The sequence below is a fragment of the Moorena sp. SIO3I8 genome (assembly GCF_010692325.1).
GTDB lineage: Bacteria > Cyanobacteriota > Cyanobacteriia > Cyanobacteriales > Coleofasciculaceae > Moorena.
In genome coordinates, this window is the sequence record NZ_JAAHHW010000499.1 from 1 (window position 1) to 1,018 (window position 1,018).

General features: G+C 43.5%; 1 protein-coding gene. It reads left to right on the top strand.

Translation table 11 applies throughout. The features are described from left to right. A partial coding sequence (locus tag F6K51_RS38195) for a HEAT repeat domain-containing protein (RefSeq protein WP_293031608.1) occupies positions 1 to 910 on the top strand: 910 nt, incomplete at its 5' end. Between the last annotated feature and the right edge of the window lie 108 nt (positions 911 to 1,018).

A 1,018-nucleotide genomic window follows, 5' to 3' on the forward strand; every position in this document is an offset into this window, starting at 1 on the left:
CTCGGAAGCAAGATATCAAGAGAAATTGACACAAGCTACCCATGAGTTAAAGGAAGAACTTGAATCTAATTTTCGCAACGAGCTGCAATCTTTGGAAGCGAAATATCAGGCTGATTTAGAGTTAGCCCATCAAAAAATTGCTCAATTAGAACAAGCTCATAAATCCCCAATACCAGACCAGGTTAAGAACCTAGAGAAAACCGAGGAAAGTTCAGCGGAAACTGGTAATGAATTAGTCGAATTATTAGAAGAGGCAGAAACAAATCAAGACGAGCCTCAACAAGTTGTCAAGGACGAAATATTGGCTGATTCGAGTCAGCCAGAGCAACCAATGGTGACAGAAACCCCAAGTATTACTGATCAGCCCAGCCAAATTGATCAAGACTTGGAGGACGAAATATTGCCTGAGCCGAGTCAGCCAGAGCAACCAATGCTGACAGAAACCCCTAGTATTACTGATCAGCCCAGCCAAATTGATCAAGACTTGGATGAAACCATAACTGCTTTGGGAAATTATGCTCAAGCCAGCGATATTCCCCAGTTAAGTAACTACATCAATCATCCTGAAAGCCTTATTCGTGGATCAATTGCATCAGCTTTGGGTAAAATTGCTGCTGCTCAAGGACTCAGAGCCGAAATTCAACAGGCCATACCGCTGATCGGAAAATTGATTCAAGATCCCCAACCATCCGTGCGACAGTCTGCTGTTGAAGCCCTGAGTAATATTAAATCTGAAAAAGTTATACCCTTGCTTGAAAGGGCATTAAGGGATCCAGATAGTGATGTGGTTAAATCTGCCAGTGCTGGGATTAGTCAGTTTAAGAGTTATCGGCGAACTCCTAAGCCCAAACCTGCTAAGAAGACTGTAAAGCCTCTAAGCCTTAACGAGTGCTCTAATCCAAAAGCATAGCAAAACTATAGGGATGTGGGGATTGATGACCCTTTCTCGGGAGTCAACCCCCATGATTGAGTCCCACTCTCACCCATACTCCCTTGACAAAAGGGTGCTAGTATCGTA